This window comes from Pseudomonas sp. GNP013, assembly GCF_054343995.1.
The window spans coordinates 4383364-4399134 of record NZ_JBTGUT010000001.1 but is presented as its reverse complement, the minus strand read 5'-3'; the positions used below and the strand labels follow the sequence as shown (position 1 = coordinate 4399134).

At 60.3% G+C, this 15771-nt stretch carries 12 protein-coding genes and 1 rRNA gene; 6 read left to right on the top strand and 7 right to left on the bottom strand.

What is annotated here, in order from left to right; all coding sequences use genetic code 11:
• The first annotated feature begins 5 nt into the window (after window positions 1-5).
• Both ACXX81_RS19470 and ACXX81_RS19465 read left to right on the top strand, forming a co-directional pair.
• Window positions 6-701 (top strand): ArsR/SmtB family transcription factor, encoded by a 696-nt coding sequence (locus tag ACXX81_RS19470; protein ID WP_209988162.1) that lies wholly within the window; start codon window positions 6-8, stop codon window positions 699-701.
• Between the two features lie 105 nt (window positions 702-806).
• Window positions 807-2177, top strand: a complete 1371-nt coding sequence (locus ACXX81_RS19465; protein ID WP_057009661.1) for an MFS transporter — start codon at window positions 807-809, stop codon at window positions 2175-2177.
• A 63-nt stretch (window positions 2178-2240) separates the two neighbouring features.
• Here the strand turns inward: ACXX81_RS19465 and ACXX81_RS19460 are convergent, their stop codons facing one another.
• Complete coding sequence (locus tag ACXX81_RS19460; protein ID WP_003233123.1) at window positions 2241-3194, bottom strand: adenosine deaminase; 954 nt, start codon at window positions 3192-3194, stop codon at window positions 2241-2243.
• 193 nt (window positions 3195-3387) lie between these two features.
• Here ACXX81_RS19460 and ACXX81_RS19455 point away from each other — a divergent pair, with 193 nt between their 5' ends.
• Window positions 3388-4479: a calcium:cation antiporter gene (locus tag ACXX81_RS19455; RefSeq protein WP_057009659.1), complete on the top strand. Its 1092-nt coding sequence runs from the start codon at window positions 3388-3390 to the stop codon at window positions 4477-4479.
• Window positions 4480-4601: 122 nt separating this feature from the next.
• On the opposite strand, the gene ACXX81_RS19450 is transcribed toward ACXX81_RS19455, so the two are convergent.
• From ACXX81_RS19450 to ACXX81_RS19425, 6 genes are all read right to left on the bottom strand, one after another.
• Window positions 4602-5960, bottom strand: a complete 1359-nt coding sequence (locus ACXX81_RS19450; protein WP_458572225.1) for an 8-oxoguanine deaminase — start codon at window positions 5958-5960, stop codon at window positions 4602-4604.
• 121 nt (window positions 5961-6081) lie between these two features.
• Window positions 6082-6768: an SDR family oxidoreductase gene (locus ACXX81_RS19445; protein ID WP_209988170.1), complete on the bottom strand. Its 687-nt coding sequence runs from the start codon at window positions 6766-6768 to the stop codon at window positions 6082-6084.
• Window positions 6769-6822: 54 nt separating this feature from the next.
• On the bottom strand, window positions 6823-7404 hold the full coding sequence (locus ACXX81_RS19440; protein WP_209988174.1) for an IMPACT family protein: 582 nt from the start codon (window positions 7402-7404) through the stop codon (window positions 6823-6825).
• Between the two features lie 12 nt (window positions 7405-7416).
• Complete coding sequence (locus tag ACXX81_RS19435) at window positions 7417-8076, bottom strand: TetR/AcrR family transcriptional regulator (RefSeq protein ID WP_458572224.1); 660 nt, start codon at window positions 8074-8076, stop codon at window positions 7417-7419.
• An 87-nt stretch (window positions 8077-8163) separates the two neighbouring features.
• A complete protein-coding gene (locus tag ACXX81_RS19430) occupies window positions 8164-9558 on the bottom strand; it encodes a uracil-xanthine permease family protein (RefSeq protein WP_458572223.1) in 1395 nt (464 codons plus the stop codon).
• Window positions 9559-9646: 88 nt separating this feature from the next.
• The gene (locus tag ACXX81_RS19425) at window positions 9647-10567 is read right to left on the bottom strand and encodes a LysR family transcriptional regulator (protein ID WP_458572222.1); all 921 of its coding nucleotides are present in this window, start codon (window positions 10565-10567) and stop codon (window positions 9647-9649) included.
• 126 nt (window positions 10568-10693) lie between these two features.
• On the opposite strand from ACXX81_RS19425, the gene aptA reads away from it, so the two are divergent.
• The 3 genes from aptA to ACXX81_RS19410 all read left to right on the top strand — a co-directional run bounded on the left by aptA (window position 10694) and on the right by ACXX81_RS19410 (window position 15727).
• Entirely contained in the window at window positions 10694-12043 is a 1350-nt protein-coding gene (aptA, locus tag ACXX81_RS19420) for an omega-aminotransferase AptA (protein WP_209988188.1), read from the top strand.
• 40 nt (window positions 12044-12083) lie between these two features.
• Window positions 12084-13577 (top strand): CoA-acylating methylmalonate-semialdehyde dehydrogenase, encoded by a 1494-nt coding sequence (locus ACXX81_RS19415; RefSeq protein ID WP_458572221.1) that lies wholly within the window; start codon window positions 12084-12086, stop codon window positions 13575-13577.
• Window positions 13578-14190: 613 nt separating this feature from the next.
• Window positions 14191-15727 (top strand): 16S ribosomal RNA (locus ACXX81_RS19410).
• The last annotated feature ends 44 nt before the right edge of the window (window positions 15728-15771 follow it).

Genomic DNA, 15771 nt, shown 5'->3' with positions numbered 1-15771 from the left:
GATAGATGGAACAGGCACCATGCATCAGTCGTATTGCCAGCTTGCTGGCCGAGCCCAAGCGCACCGCCATGCTCTGGGCATTGATGGACGGTTCGGCGAGGTCGTCGGAGGAATTGGCGACGCTGGCGGGCGTGTCGTCGACCTCGGCCAATGCGCACCTGGCGCGACTGACCGGCAGCGGCCTGCTGCGGGTCGAGGTGCGGCGTGGCCGGCGCCTCTTCCGCGTTGCCGCCGCCGACGTCAGCCTGGCCATCGACGCCCTGGCCAGCACCACCATGGCCAGTGCCGCGCGTTGTTCACCCCAGGTGGCGCCCGTGTCGTTGGCAGCGCCGGCGCTGTTACGCCACGCGCGTTTGTGTCACGGCCATCTGGGCGGTGAACTGGCGGCGCAGTTGTACCAACGGATGATAGCGGCGGGGTGGATCGAGCGCTGTGAGCAGCGCGTCGAAGTCACGCCCAAGGGCGCGCAGCAACTGGCCGGCCTGGGGATTTTCACCCAGGCGCTGAGCACGCCGCTGGTGTGCGATTGTTTCGATTGGAGTCAGCAGCAACCGCACCTGGGCGGCGCGTTGGGGGCGGGGCTGATGCAGCTGTTTTTGCAGTCGAACTGGATCCGCGCCACGCATGAGTCGCGCGGCCTGTTGGTAAGCCCCATGGGGCTGCTGGAAATCGCCCGCCTGGCCGAACCGGCCCAGGCCTGAGACGGTTGGCGTCGTTCAGGGTTTCAGTCAGGTCGCATCCAGCAATAGCCCGCCAATACGATGCCGCACACTCGCCGAGGGGAATTTCACACGGTGGGGTGCAGCATGGGCAGGCAAGGCTATAGCGCGGCGGAACGGCTGGAACGGTTACCTTTGAGCGGCTATCACCGCGTCATCTTTATCATCATCGCCCTGGCGTTTTTCTTCGACTCCATGGACCTGGCGATGATGACCTTTCTGTTGGGCTCGATCAAAACCGAGTTTGGCCTGAGCACGGCCCAGGCCGGGTTGCTCGCCAGCTCGAGTTTTTTTGGCATGGTGGTGGGCGCGTCCCTGTCCGGCATGCTGGCGGACCGCTTCGGCCGCAAGCCAGTGTTCCAGTGGAGCATCGTGCTGTGGGGCCTGGCCAGCTACCTGTGTTCCACAGCGCAGACGGTGGAGGCGCTGACCTTGTTCCGTGTGCTGCTGGGCATCGGCATGGGCATGGAGTTTCCGATTGCCCAGTCGATGCTGTCGGAGCTGATTCCCGCCAAGCGGCGCGGGCGCTACATCGCCTTGATGGACGGCTTCTGGCCGCTGGGTTTTGTGGCTGCCGGGGTGCTGTCTTACTTCCTGTTGCCGGTGATTGGCTGGCGCGACATCTTCCTGGTGCTGGCGGTGCCGGCGGTGTTTGTCCTGGCGATCCGCTTCTTTATACCGGAATCGCCGCGCTGGCTGGAGCAGGCCGGGCGGCATGCGGCGGCGGACAAGGTGCTGCTGGGGATCGAGCAGAAGGTGCGCGATTCGCTGGGCCGCGCGGACTTGCCCGAACCGATTGCATTGCCACGGGTTGAGAGTGCGCCGGGCACGTTCTTCTCTGCGTTCCACCAGCTGTGGTCGGCGCAGTACCGTCAGCGCACGATGATGATCTGGAGCGTGTGGTTCTTTGCCCTGCTCGGGTTCTACGGGTTGACCTCGTGGCTGAGCGCGCTGCTGCAACAGTCGGGGTTTGCGGTGACACAGTCGGTGTATTACACGGTGATCATTTCCCTGGGCGGAATTCCCGGCTTCCTGATGGCGGCCTGGCTGGTGGAGCGCTGGGGGCGCAAACCGGTGTGCGTGGTGACGCTGCTCGGCGGCGGGGTGATGGCGTTTCTCTACGGACAAAGCGCGGTGTTTGGCGGCAACGTCGGCCTGCTGATCACCTCGGGTCTGCTGATGCAGTTCTTCCTGTTTGGCATGTGGGCGGTGCTGTACACCTACACGCCGGAGCTTTACCCCACGTCGGCGCGTGCAACAGGCTCCGGATTTGCCTCGGCCATAGGCCGGGTCGGCTCGCTGCTCGGGCCGTTGGTGACCGGGCTGGTATTCCCGATAACCGGGCAAGGCGGGGTGTTTGCCCTCGGCGCGCTGTGCTTTGCCGTGGCGGCACTGGTGGTGTGGGTGTTCGGAATGGAGACGAAGGGCAAGACCCTGGAAGAACTCACCGAAGCATGAAGAACACTGCAAACCAAATGTGGGAGGGGCAAGCCCCTCCCACATTTGGTTTTATTGATTAAGTTATGGCTTGATCAACCGCGCATCCAGGCTGTTCTGCGCCAGGCGTTTGGCCTGGTCCTGGGTCATGCCCAGGCTGGTGTACAGCGCATGGAAGTTCTCGGTGACATAACCGCCGAAGTACGCCGGGTCATCGGAGTTCACCGTCACTTTCACACCGCGCTCGAGCATGTCGAGGATGTTGTGCTGGGCCATGTCGTCGAATACGCAGAGCTTGGTGTTGGACAACGGGCACACGGTCAGCGGGATCTGTTCGTCGATGATGCGCTGCATCAGGCGCTCGTCTTCGATGGCGCGCACGCCATGGTCGATGCGCTGGATTTTCAACAGGTCGATGGCTTCCCAGATGTACTCGGGCGGGCCTTCTTCGCCGGCGTGGGCCACGGTGAGGAAGCCTTCGCCACGGGCGCGGTCGAACACGCGCTGGAACTTGCTCGGCGGGTGACCCATTTCCGAACTGTCCAGGCCTACGGCCACGAATGCGTCACGGAACGGCAGCGCCTGGTCGAGGGTTTTTTCGGCTTCGGCTTCGCTCAGGTGGCGCAGGAAGCTGAGGATCAGGCCGCTGGTGATGCCCAGTTGCTGCTCGCCGTCCTTGAGTGCGGCGGCGATGCCGTTGAGCACCACTTCAAAGGGAATGCCACGGTCGGTATGGGTTTGCGGGTCGAAGAACGGTTCGGTGTGGATCACGTTCTGGGCCTTGCAGCGCAGCAGGTAGGCCCAGGTCAGGTCGTAGAAGTCCTGGGAGGTGCGCAGCACATCGGCGCCCTTGTAATACAGGTCGAGAAACTCCTGCAGGTTGTTGAAAGCGTAGGCCTTGCGCAGGGCTTCGACGTCGTTCCACGGCAACGCAATCTTGTTGCGTTCGGCCAGGGCGAACAGCAGCTCAGGCTCCAGCGAGCCCTCCAGGTGCAGGTGCAATTCGGCCTTGGGCAGGGCGTTGAGCCAATCGTACATAGTCAAATTCTCATCAGGTGCAATGGCGGCATTCTACAGGCCATGGCAGAAATAATCGGCAAAACCTGACCGGCAGGAGAGTATTCCTATTATTCGCGCAAGGGCGACTTGAATTAAGGTGTAACGAAACGTTAGCGGCGCGATGCAGTCTGTACCCCATCAATGACTGATTTGCCCTACCAGAAGGCCCGCAATGCTTACCTCACTCAAGCAAGAAAAATTCATGCTGCTGGCGCTGATTGCCGCCATCGCCGCCTACCCGCTGGAGCACTGGATGCTGCACAGCGGGCAGGTCGTGGCGCTGGTGGCGGGCGTGGTGTTGATCGGCTTTATCGTCATGGCCTCGATGCGCGTCGCCCACCATGCCGAGCAATTGGCGGAGAAGGTCGGCGACCCCTACGGCACCATGATCCTGACGCTGGCCGCCGTGCTGGTGGAAGTGGTGATCCTGGCCATCATGATGAGCAACGAACCTTCGCCCACCTTGGTGCGCGACACCATTTACTCGGCGGTGATGCTGGACATCAACGGCATCCTCGGCCTGGCCGCGCTGATGGGCGGCATCAAGCACGGTGAGCAGTCCTACAACGATGATTCGGCGCGCACCTACAGCGTGATGATCCTGACCGCCATGGGCGTGTCGATGGTGGTGCCGGAATTTATTCCCCAGGCCGACTGGAAGATTTACTCGGCGTTCACCATCGGCGCGATGGTGGTGCTCTACACCTTGTTTCTGCGCATGCAGGTCGGGCCGCACAGTTATTTCTTCAGCTACAGCTACCCGGAAAAACGCCGCAAGAAACTGCCGGAAGCCGAACATGAGGCGCCGGTGAGCCTGGCGTTTTCCATCGGCACCCTGGTGTTCGGTGTGATCGTGATTGGCGCGCTGGCCGAAGTGATGTCCAAGACCCTCGACCTGGGCCTGGAAGGCACCGGCGCACCGCCGGTGATCACGGCGATTGTGGTAGCGGCCATTTCCGCGGCGCCGGAGATCCTGACCGCATTGCGTGCGGCGCTGGCCAATCGCATGCAGTCGGTGGTGAACATTGCCCTGGGTGCCTCGTTGTCGACGGTGATTCTGACCGTACCGGTGATGGAAGCCATGGCGCTCTACAGCGGCCAGCCGTTCCAGATGGCGATGACCCCGGTGCAGACAGTGATGGTGTTTATCACGCTGATCGTGAGTGCGATCAACCTCAACGATGGCGAAACCAATGCCATCGAAGGGATGACGCACTTTGTGCTGTTTGCGACGTTCATCATGTTGTCGCTGCTCGGACTTTAAGCACCGCATAACGAATGTGGGAGGGGGCTTGCTCCCGATGGCGGTGTGTCAGCTACAGATAAGCTGACTGATCCACTGCTATCGGGAGCAAGCCCCCTCCCACATTTTGAACAGTGTCTGGCTCAGGTCCCGGCGATCAATTGCCGCGCGGCCTGGGTGTGATCGGCGATCAGGCCCTTGAGGTCGAGGCCTTCGATCTGACCGTCGATGACGCGCCACTTGCCGCCCACCATCACCCGATCGGCCCGGTCGGCACCGCACAGCAGCAGCGCCGAAATCGGGTCATGGCTGCCGGAAAAGCGCAGTTCATCAAGTTTGAACAGCGCCAGGTCTGCCTGTTTGCCTACGGCCAATTCGCCGATATCCGTACGTCCCAATAACTGCGCCGAGCCTTTGGTCGCCCAACCAAGCACACCTTCGGCGGTGATTTTTTCGGCGCCGTAGCGCAGGCGCTGGATATACAACGCCTGGCGCGTCTCGAGGATCATGTTCGACGCATCGTTGGACGCCGAGCCGTCCACGCCAAGGCCAATCGGCGCGCCAGCGGCGAGCAGGTCGAGGGTGGGGCAGATGCCGGACGCCAGGCGCATGTTCGAGCTGGGGCAATGGCAGATACCGGTGCCGGCCGCGCCCAGGCGTGCGATTTCATCCGGGTTGAAGTGAATGCCATGGGCCAGCCACGTGCGCGGGCCAAGCCAGCCGACGCTGTCGAGGTAATCCACGGTGCGCAGGCCGAAGCGTTGCAGGCAGAAATCTTCTTCGTCGAGGGTTTCCGCCAGGTGCGTGTGCAGGCGTACATCGAGTTGACTGGCCAACTCGGCGCTGGCTTGCATGATTTCGCGGGTGACGGAGAACGGTGAGCAGGGCGCCAGGGCAATCTGGATCTGCGCGCCGTCGCCGCGTTCGTGGTAGTCGCGGATCAGGCGCTGGCTGTCGTCGAGAATCACCTGGCCTTGTTGCACGGTCTGTTGCGGCGGCAGGCCGCCGTCGGCTTCGCCCAGGCTCATGGAACCGCGAGTGAGCATGGCGCGCATGCCCAGTTCGCGCACGCTTTGCACTTGCACGTCAATCGCGTGCTCCAGGCCGTCGGGAAACAGGTAATGGTGATCGGCGGCGGTGGTACAGCCGGAGAGCAGCAATTCGGCGAGGGCGACCTTGGATGCCAGCGCGAGCTTTTGCGGCGTCAGCCGCGCCCACACCGGGTAGAGGGTTTTCAGCCAGGGGAACAACGGCTGGTTGACCACCGGTGCCCAGGCGCGGGTCAGGGTCTGGTAGAAGTGGTGATGGGTGTTGATCAGGCCCGGCAGGATCACGTGCTCGCGGGCGTCGAACACCTGTGTGCAGGGATGTGCGGGCGCCTGGCCGTGGGCCAGTACTTCGCTGATCACACCGTCTTGCAGCACCAGGCCGCCACGGGCATCGAGGCCATTGGCGGTGAATATCGCGAGGGGGTTTTTTAACCAGATACGGGTCGCAGGCATTGGCCGGCTCCTCTGAATGATGGGTTCAGGTTTGCCAGCTCAGTGTTGCCCTGTCTGCTGATCCAGGGTCGCCGGGGAGGGCGAGGTGCTGGAGCGAGCAAGCTCGCTCCAGGCGGGAAGATTACCAGGCGATGGTGTCGCCCTTGTAGTCCACGAAGTGATGACCGCCTTTGCCGGTGTAGGCATTTACCTGGTCCACCAGGCCGCGCACGCTGGTGTCGACATCGATGTGCGCGTTCTCACCGCCCATGTCGGTCTTCACCCAACCCGGATGCAACGACAGTACGGTGAGTTTTTTTCCGCCCAGTTGGGTGACGAAACTGTTGGTCATGGAGTTGAGCGCGGCCTTGCTGGCTTTGTACAGCGCCATATCCGAACCGTCGGGGATGGTCACGCTGCCCAGCACCGAACTCATGAACGCCAGCACACCGCTGTCCTTGCGGATTTGCCCGACAAAGCGCTGGGCCAGGTTGATCGGCGCCACGGCGTTGGTAAAAAACAGCTGGCCGACCTGCGCCAGGGTAGCGTGGCCCGGTTCCTGGTTGTCCGGGCCCTTGACGCCGGCGTTGACGAACAGCAGGTCGAAGGTGCGGTCCTTGAGACGCTGGCTCAGGGCGATCACGGCTTGTTGATCGTCCATGTCCAGTTTTTCGATCTGTACCGGGCCGACGGCCTTCAGGGCATCGGCCTTGCTCGGGTCGCGCACGGTGGCGGTGACGTCCCAGCCGTCCTGCAGCAATTGCTTGACCAGGCCAAGGCCCAGGCCGCGCGAGGCGCCGATGATCAGTGCGGTTTTTTGCGTAGACATGAAAAGCTTCCTTTGCAGTAGCGGTTCAGGGTGCAGTGGGCAACAGTAGCAGGTTCAACGTTGCAGCAGGATACGGCCACGGCTCAGATCGGCCAGTTGGGTCTGCAGGGTGTCGATGTGCGCTTCGCCCAGGGCCAGTTGCAGCTCGACACCATTGGCGGTGAAATTTTCTTCCACGATCAGCCCGTCCAGTTCGGCCACGCGCAGCTTGACCAGGTTCAGTTCGGAGAAGCCGCAGGCGCAACTCAGCGCCACACGGCTGATCAGCTCGATGCGTTCGGCCGTTTGCAGGCACTTGTTGGCGCCGCCGCCATAGGCGCGGGCCAGCCCGCCGGTGCCCAGTTGAATGCCGCCGTACCAGCGGATCACCAGCACCGCGACCTGATCGAACCCTTGCGCCTCGATGGCAGCGAGTATCGGGCGCCCGGCGGTGCCACCGGGTTCGCCGTCGTCGTTGCTGCGGTATTGATCGGCCAGTTTCCAGGCCCAGCAGTTGTGGGTGGCGTTGAGGTCACTGTGGTGCTCGATAAACGCCTGAGCGTCCTGCGCAGTGGTGATCGGCGCGGCCAGGGTAATAAAGCGGCTTTTGCGTATTTCTTCGCGAAATTCGCAAAGGCCGGTCAGCGTGTAAGGCATAAGTCGCTTCGTTTATTGGGCTGGCTTGATGCCACAGCCTTTGAGAATGATGTGGATCAGGTTGGTGCCGGCCTCTTCCATGTCCTGCTTGGTCAGCCGGGTGCGACCGGTGACGCGGCAGATCTGGGTAGCGAAGTCGGCGTAGTGCTGGGTGCTGCCCCACAGCAGGAAGATCAGGTGCACGGGGTCGATCGGGTCCATTTTGCCGGCGTCGATCCAGGCCTGGAACACCGCCGCACGGCCGCTGAACCAGGCGCGGTAGTCCTGGCTGAAATATTCGGTGAGGCATTCGCCGCCGCTGATGATCTCCATCGCGAAGATCCGCGAGGCCTGGGGCTGGCGCCGAGAGAACTCCATCTTGGTGCGGATGTAACGACTGAGCGCCACGGCGGGGTCGTCCTCGGCGGTCAGCGCGTTGAAGGTGCTGTCCCACAGTTCGAGGATATTGCTGAGCACTGCGATATACAGGCCCAGCTTGTTGGTGAAGTAGTAATGCAGGTTGGCTTTGGGCAGTCTGGCACTGGCCGCGATGGTGTTCATGCTCGTGCCTTTGTAGCCATGGCGCGCGAACTCATCTTCAGCAGCCCGCAGAATCGCTTGTTCGTTCTTTTGCCGAATGCGGCTGGCAGGTTTACCGGCGTGGTTGCTGTGGGCAGGAACTTCGAGGCTCATGGAGGTTTCCGTGCTGATCGATAGAGACGACGTGTGCACAGATAACCCACCCTCAAGCCTCAGACAAGTCCTGATGCAATAAAACCGTCAAAGCGGTTCCAGGGTGTCGCTTTCGGTTGCCGGGTTTGCGCTAACCGGGCTCGCCTTGGCTTCGGGCAACAGCAGGCACAGCACGATAGCGGTCAAGCCGCCGCTGGTGATGGCCGAGTCGAACAGGTTCTGCACCAGGGTGGGCATCAGGTGCAGCAGATTGGGCTGGGCGGCGATGCCCAGGCCGACGCCGAACGAGGTGGCGATGATCAGCATGCTGCGCCGGTCCAGCGGGGCCTGGGCGAGGATGCGCACGCCGGCGGCGGCCACGCTGCCGAACATCACCAGGGTCGCGCCGCCCAGCACCGGTTTGGGGATTTGCTGCAGCACGGCGCCAATCAGCGGAAACAATCCGAGGCAAAACAGCAGCACGCCTATATATAAGCCGACGTAACGGCTGGCCACACCGGTGAGTTGGATCACGCCGTTGTTTTGCGCAAAGGTGGTGTTGGGAAAGGCGCTGAAGGTGGCGGCGATCATGCAGCTCACGCCGTCGCCCAGTACGCCGCCTTTGAGTCGGCTTATATAGGAAGGGCCGCTGATGGGTTGGCGGGCGATCATGCAGTTGGCGGTGAGGTCGCCCACGGTTTCGATGCTGCTGATCAGATAAATCAGCGCGATTGGCAGGAAGGCGCTCCAGTCGAAGTTGAATCCGAAGCGAAACGGGGTCGGCACGCTGACCCAGGGCAAGTCCGGCAGCGCCTGGGGGACGAGTTTGCCGCTGAACCAGGCGGCCAGGCTGCCCAGGGCCAGGCCGATGATGATGGCCGAGAGGCGCACCCACGGCGTAGCGGAGCGGTTGAGCAAGATGATGGTGAGCACCACGAACAGGCCGAGCGCCAAATTGGTGGGCGCGCCGAAGTCGGGCGCGTTGAAGCCGCCGCCCAGGTCGGTGATGCCGACCTTGATCAGGCTGATGCCGATCAACGTGATCACGATGCCGGTCACCAGCGGGGTGATCACCCGACGCAGTTGGCCGATGAAGCGGCTGAGCACGATCTGCACCGCGGCACCGAAGAAACACACACCGAAGATCATCGCCATGATGTCCTCCGGGCTGCCGCCGCGTTGCTTCACCAGAAAACCCGCCGACAGCACTGCGCCGAGAAACGCAAAGCTGGTGCCTTGCAGGCAGATCATGCCGGCTCCGATACCAAACGGCCTGCGCGCCTGGATGAACGTGCCTGCGCCGGAAACCATCAATGCCATGCTGATCAGGTAGGGCAAGTAGGCGCTGAGACCCAGCGTGGAACCGATGATCAGTGGCGGGGTGATGATGCCGACGAAGGCGGCCAGCACATGTTGCAGGGCGGCGAGCATAGCCGGTGCGGGTTTCGGGCGGTCGTCGAGGCCGTAGATCAGGTCGCTGGGGCTCAAGGATTCTGGGGGCATGGTGGGTCAACTCAAGGCGGACGGTTCAAGGTAGTTGCGTCCTTGCAAAAAACTGTCCAGTTGCTCAGCTTTTTGCTTGAGACCCGAGTCAGCGGGTTGCGGCGAGGCTTTCGAGAAAGCTTTCCAGCACCAAATGAGGGCGACGGCCTTTGCGCGTGACCGATGCCAGGCTCAAATCGTAAAAACGTGTAGCCGATTTCAGCGCGCGCAGTCGGCCTTGTTGCACCCACAGGCTGGCGTAGTGGTCGGGCAAATAACCGATATAGCGCCCGGTGAGGATCAGGAACGCCATGCCTTCACGGTCGGAGGCGCTGGCCGTGCAGCGCAGGGCCTGGTAGTGCGCCTGGATCTCGGCGGGCAGACGGAAGGTGGGCGCGATGGCGTCCTGGCTGTCGATGCGGGCATCGTCCAGCTGTTTGTCGTCGGAGTAGAACAGCGGGTGGCCGACCGCGCAATAGAGCAGTGAGCGTTCGCTGTACAGCGGCTGGTATTCAAGGCCGGACAATGCACTGGCCTGGGGTACGACGCCGACATGCAGGCGGCCGTCGAGTACGCCTTGTTCCACTTCGTTGGGGGCGATCATGCGGATCTGGATCTGCACGTCCGGGCCGCGTTCTTTCAATTGCGCCAGGGCGTGGGTAATGCGCATGTGGGGCAGGGTGACCAGGTTGTCGGTGAGGCCGATGATCAACTCGCCGCGCAGGTGCTGGTGCAGTCCGTTGACCTCGGTGCGAAAACTTTCCAGCGCGCTCAACAGTTGCAGGGCGGATTGGTAGACCTCGCGACCTTCTTCGGTCAGCGAGAATCCGGCGCGTCCACGTTGGCAGAGTCTCAGCCCGAGGCGTTGCTCCAGGTCGCTCATTTGCTGGCTGATGGCCGAGCGGCCAATGCCGAGTACGGTCTCCGCCGCCGAAAAGCCGCCACATTCGACCACGCTGCGAAAGATGCGCAGCAGGCGGATATCGAAGTCGCTGACTTGAGCGAGGGGATCTGGCCTGCGACTGCTCATAGTTTAGTGAAGGCCTGACTGAAGGTTAGAAAAGTTGGATTTCATTGACTTTATCGCCATGGCAATTTACTCGCAACTACGCTTTATCGATCCCGACGCTGCCGTTTGCCCTGCGAGGTTTTGCTGATGAACATGCCCGAAAACGCCCCATCGTCCCTTGCCAGCCAGTTGAAGCTGGATGCGCATTGGATGCCGTATACCGCCAATCGCAGTTTCCAGCGTGACCCGCGCCTGATCGTGGCAGCGCAAGGTAGCTGGTTGACGGATGACAAGGGGCGCCAGGTGTATGACTCCCTGTCGGGCCTGTGGACCTGCGGCGCCGGGCATACGCGCAAGGAAATCCAGGAAGCGGTGACCAAACAATTGGGCACGTTGGACTACTCGCCGGGCTTTCAATACGGTCATCCGTTGTCCTTCCAGTTGGCGGAAAAGATTACCGAGCTGACCCCGGGCAACCTGAACCATGTGTTCTTCACCGATTCGGGCTCCGAGTGCGCCGATACCGCGGTGAAGATGGTACGTGCCTACTGGCGCCTGAAAGGCCAGGCGACCAAGACCAAGATGATCGGCCGCGCCCGTGGTTATCACGGTGTGAATATTGCCGGTACCAGCCTGGGTGGGGTTAATGGCAACCGAAAGATGTTTGGTCAGGCCATGATGGATGTTGACCATCTGCCTCACACGTTGCTGGCGAGCAATGCGTTCTCCCGCGGTATGCCGGAGCAGGGCGGCGTTGCGTTGGCCGATGAGTTGCTCAAGTTGATCGAGTTGCACGACGCCTCGAATATCGCCGCCGTATTTGTCGAGCCGATGGCAGGTTCAGCCGGTGTGCTGGTGCCGCCACAGGGGTACCTCAAGCGTCTGCGCGAGATCTGCGATCAGCACAATATCCTGCTGGTGTTCGATGAAGTGATCACCGGTTTCGGCCGTACCGGCTCAATGTTCGGCGCCGACAGTTTCGGCGTGACGCCGGACCTGATGTGTATCGCCAAACAAGTTACCAACGGCGCAATCCCTATGGGAGCGGTGGTCGCCAGCAGTGAGATCTATCAAACCTTCATGAACCAGGCGACGCCGGAGTACGCGGTGGAGTTTCCCCACGGCTACACCTACTCGGCCCATCCCGTGGCCTGCGCGGCGGGCCTGGCGGCACTCGACCTGTTGCAGAAGGAAAACCTGGTGCAGAGCGTGGCCGACATCGCACCTCACTTCGAGAATGCGCTGCATGGTTTGAAGGGCAGCAAGAACGTGGTCGACATCCGCAACTATGGCCTGGCCGGTGCCATCCAGATTGCGCCGCGTGATGGTGATGCGATTGTGCGTCCCTTCGAGGCGGGTATCGCGTTATGGAAGGCCGGTTTCTATGTGCGCTTTGGCGGAGACACCTTGCAGTTCGGGCCAATGTTCAACAGCAAGGCGCAGGACCTGGACCGCTTGTTTGATGCCGTTGGCGAAGTGCTGCGCAAGATCGATTGATTTTCTCCTTCTCTATAGAACAATTTTTCAGGAGTCCTGCATGAGCGTTATCCAGCATTTGATCAACGGTGAATGGGTCAGCGACAGCAGCCGTACGGCTGATGTGTACAACCCGTCCACCGGCCAGGTCATCCACCAGGTGCCGTTGGCCAGTCGCGAAACCATTCAAAGTGCGATTGACGCCGCCAAGGCCGCTTTCCCGGCCTGGCGCAATACGCCGGCCGCCAAGCGGGCGCAGGTGATGTTTCGTTTCAAGCAATTGCTGGAGCAGAACGAGGCGCGTATCGCGCAGTTGATCAGCGAGGAGCATGGCAAGACGCTGGAAGACGCCGCCGGTGAGTTGAAGCGCGGGATCGAGAACGTGGAGTACGCGTGTTCGGCGCCGGAGATTCTCAAGGGCGAGTACAGCCGCAACGTGGGGCCGAATATTGATGCCTGGTCGGATTTCCAGCCGTTGGGCGTGGTGGCCGGTATTACGCCGTTCAACTTTCCGGCGATGGTGCCGTTGTGGATGTACCCGCTGGCGATCGTGTGCGGTAACTGTTTCATCCTCAAACCGTCGGAGCGTGATCCGAGCTCAACGCTGTTGATCGCGCAATTGCTGCAGGAAGCCGGCTTGCCCAAGGGCGTGCTCAGTGTGGTGCACGGCGACAAAGGGGCGGTGGATGCCTTGATTGAAGCGCCGGAGGTCAAGGCGCTGAGCTTTGTGGGTTCGACGCCGATTGCCGAGTACATTTATGCCGAGGCGACCAGACGCGGTAAACGCGTGCAGGCGCTGGGCGGGGCGAAGAACCATGCGGTGCTGATGCCGGACGCGGATCTGGACAACGCCGTCAGTGCCCTGATGGGCGCTGCCTATGGTTCGTGCGGTGAGCGGTGCATGGCGATCTCGGTGGCGGTGTGCGTGGGCGACCAGGTGGCGGATGCGTTGATCGCCAAGCTGGTGCCGCAGGTCAAGGCGCTGAAGATTGGTGCGGGCACTACGTGCGGCCTGGATATGGGCCCATTGGTGACGGGGCAGGCACGGGACAAGGTCAGCGGCTATATAGAAGACGGCGTGGCGTCGGGTGCTGAGTTGGTGGTGGATGGGCGCGGCTTGAGCATTGCCGGGAATGAGCAGGGCTTCTTTTTGGGCGGCAGTTTGTTTGACCGTGTGACACCCGAGATGCGTATCTATAAGGAAGAGATCTTCGGGCCGGTGCTGTGCGTAGTGCGCGTGAGCAGCCTGGAAGCGGCGATGCAACTGATCAACGATCACGAGTATGGCAACGGTACGTGCATCTTTACCCGTGACGGGGAGGCGGCGCGTTTGTTCTGTGACGAAATTGAGGTGGGCATGGTGGGTGTGAACGTTCCACTGCCGGTGCCGGTGGCCTATCACAGCTTTGGTGGCTGGAAGCGTTCGCTGTTTGGTGACTTGCACGCCTATGGGCCCGACGGGGTGCGCTTTTATACGCGTCGCAAGGCGATCACCCAGCGCTGGCCGCAGCGGGCCAGTCATGAAGCGTCGCAGTTTGCTTTCCCTAGTTTGTAGGATGCGATGAAAGCCGGCCCCTTTGGGCCGGCTTTTTTTGTTTTTGGGGTTTATGACAGAAAGATGAAAATAGGTATTGACGGCAGATTCTGGACGTCTATAATTCGCCCCACTTCCGGCGCAGTCGAAACGGAAAACTCCTTGGTAAACAAGTAGTTATGCAGGATTCGACAGCGAGTTGCTTCAGTTCATCGAAGTCCAGAAGAAGTTGATAGTGTGGTGTTGTTTGGCGCTATTAACGTTTCGATCTTCTCGGTCGAAAGCGGAGAAAAAGAGGTGTTGACAGCAGCGTGTAACGCTGTAGAATTCGCCTCCCGCTGACGAGAGATCGGAAGCGCAAGTGGTTGAAGTTGTTGAAGAATTCTTCGAAAGCTTCTGAAAATAATCACTTGACAGCAAATGAGGCTGCTGTAGAATGCGCGCCTCGGTTGAGACGAAACATCTTAACCAACCGCTCTTTAACAACTGAATCAAGCAATTCGTGTGGGTGCTTGTGGAGTCAGACTGATAGTCAACAAGATTATCAGCATCACAAGTTACTCCGCGAGAAATCAAAGAATAACCAACGATTGCTGAGCCAAGTTTAGGGTTTCTTAAAAACCCAAAGATGTTTGAACTGAAGAGTTTGATCATGGCTCAGATTGAACGCTGGCGGCAGGCCTAACACATGCAAGTCGAGCGGTAGAGAGAAGCTTGCTTCTCTTGAGAGCGGCGGACGGGTGAGTAATGCCTAGGAATCTGCCTGGTAGTGGGGGATAACGTTCGGAAACGGACGCTAATACCGCATACGTCCTACGGGAGAAAGCAGGGGACCTTCGGGCCTTGCGCTATCAGATGAGCCTAGGTCGGATTAGCTAGTTGGTGGGGTAATGGCTCACCAAGGCGACGATCCGTAACTGGTCTGAGAGGATGATCAGTCACACTGGAACTGAGACACGGTCCAGACTCCTACGGGAGGCAGCAGTGGGGAATATTGGACAATGGGCGAAAGCCTGATCCAGCCATGCCGCGTGTGTGAAGAAGGTCTTCGGATTGTAAAGCACTTTAAGTTGGGAGGAAGGGCAGTTACCTAATACGTGATTGTTTTGACGTTACCGACAGAATAAGCACCGGCTAACTCTGTGCCAGCAGCCGCGGTAATACAGAGGGTGCAAGCGTTAATCGGAATTACTGGGCGTAAAGCGCGCGTAGGTGGTTTGTTAAGTTGGATGTGAAATCCCCGGGCTCAACCTGGGAACTGCATTCAAAACTGACTGACTAGAGTATGGTAGAGGGTGGTGGAATTTCCTGTGTAGCGGTGAAATGCGTAGATATAGGAAGGAACACCAGTGGCGAAGGCGACCACCTGGACTAATACTGACACTGAGGTGCGAAAGCGTGGGGAGCAAACAGGATTAGATACCCTGGTAGTCCACGCCGTAAACGATGTCAACTAGCCGTTGGAAGCCTTGAGCTTTTAGTGGCGCAGCTAACGCATTAAGTTGACCGCCTGGGGAGTACGGCCGCAAGGTTAAAACTCAAATGAATTGACGGGGGCCCGCACAAGCGGTGGAGCATGTGGTTTAATTCGAAGCAACGCGAAGAACCTTACCAGGCCTTGACATCCAATGAACTTTCTAGAGATAGATTGGTGCCTTCGGGAACATTGAGACAGGTGCTGCATGGCTGTCGTCAGCTCGTGTCGTGAGATGTTGGGTTAAGTCCCGTAACGAGCGCAACCCTTGTCCTTAGTTACCAGCACGTAATGGTGGGCACTCTAAGGAGACTGCCGGTGACAAACCGGAGGAAGGTGGGGATGACGTCAAGTCATCATGGCCCTTACGGCCTGGGCTACACACGTGCTACAATGGTCGGTACAGAGGGTTGCCAAGCCGCGAGGTGGAGCTAATCCCACAAAACCGATCGTAGTCCGGATCGCAGTCTGCAACTCGACTGCGTGAAGTCGGAATCGCTAGTAATCGCGAATCAGAATGTCGCGGTGAATACGTTCCCGGGCCTTGTACACACCGCCCGTCACACCATGGGAGTGGGTTGCACCAGAAGTAGCTAGTCTAACCTTCGGGAGGACGGTTACCACGGTGTGATTCATGACTGGGGTGAAGTCGTAACAAGGTAGCCGTAGGGGAACCTGCGGCTGGATCACCTCCTTAATCGACGACATCAGCTGCTCCATAAGTTCCCACACGAATTGCTT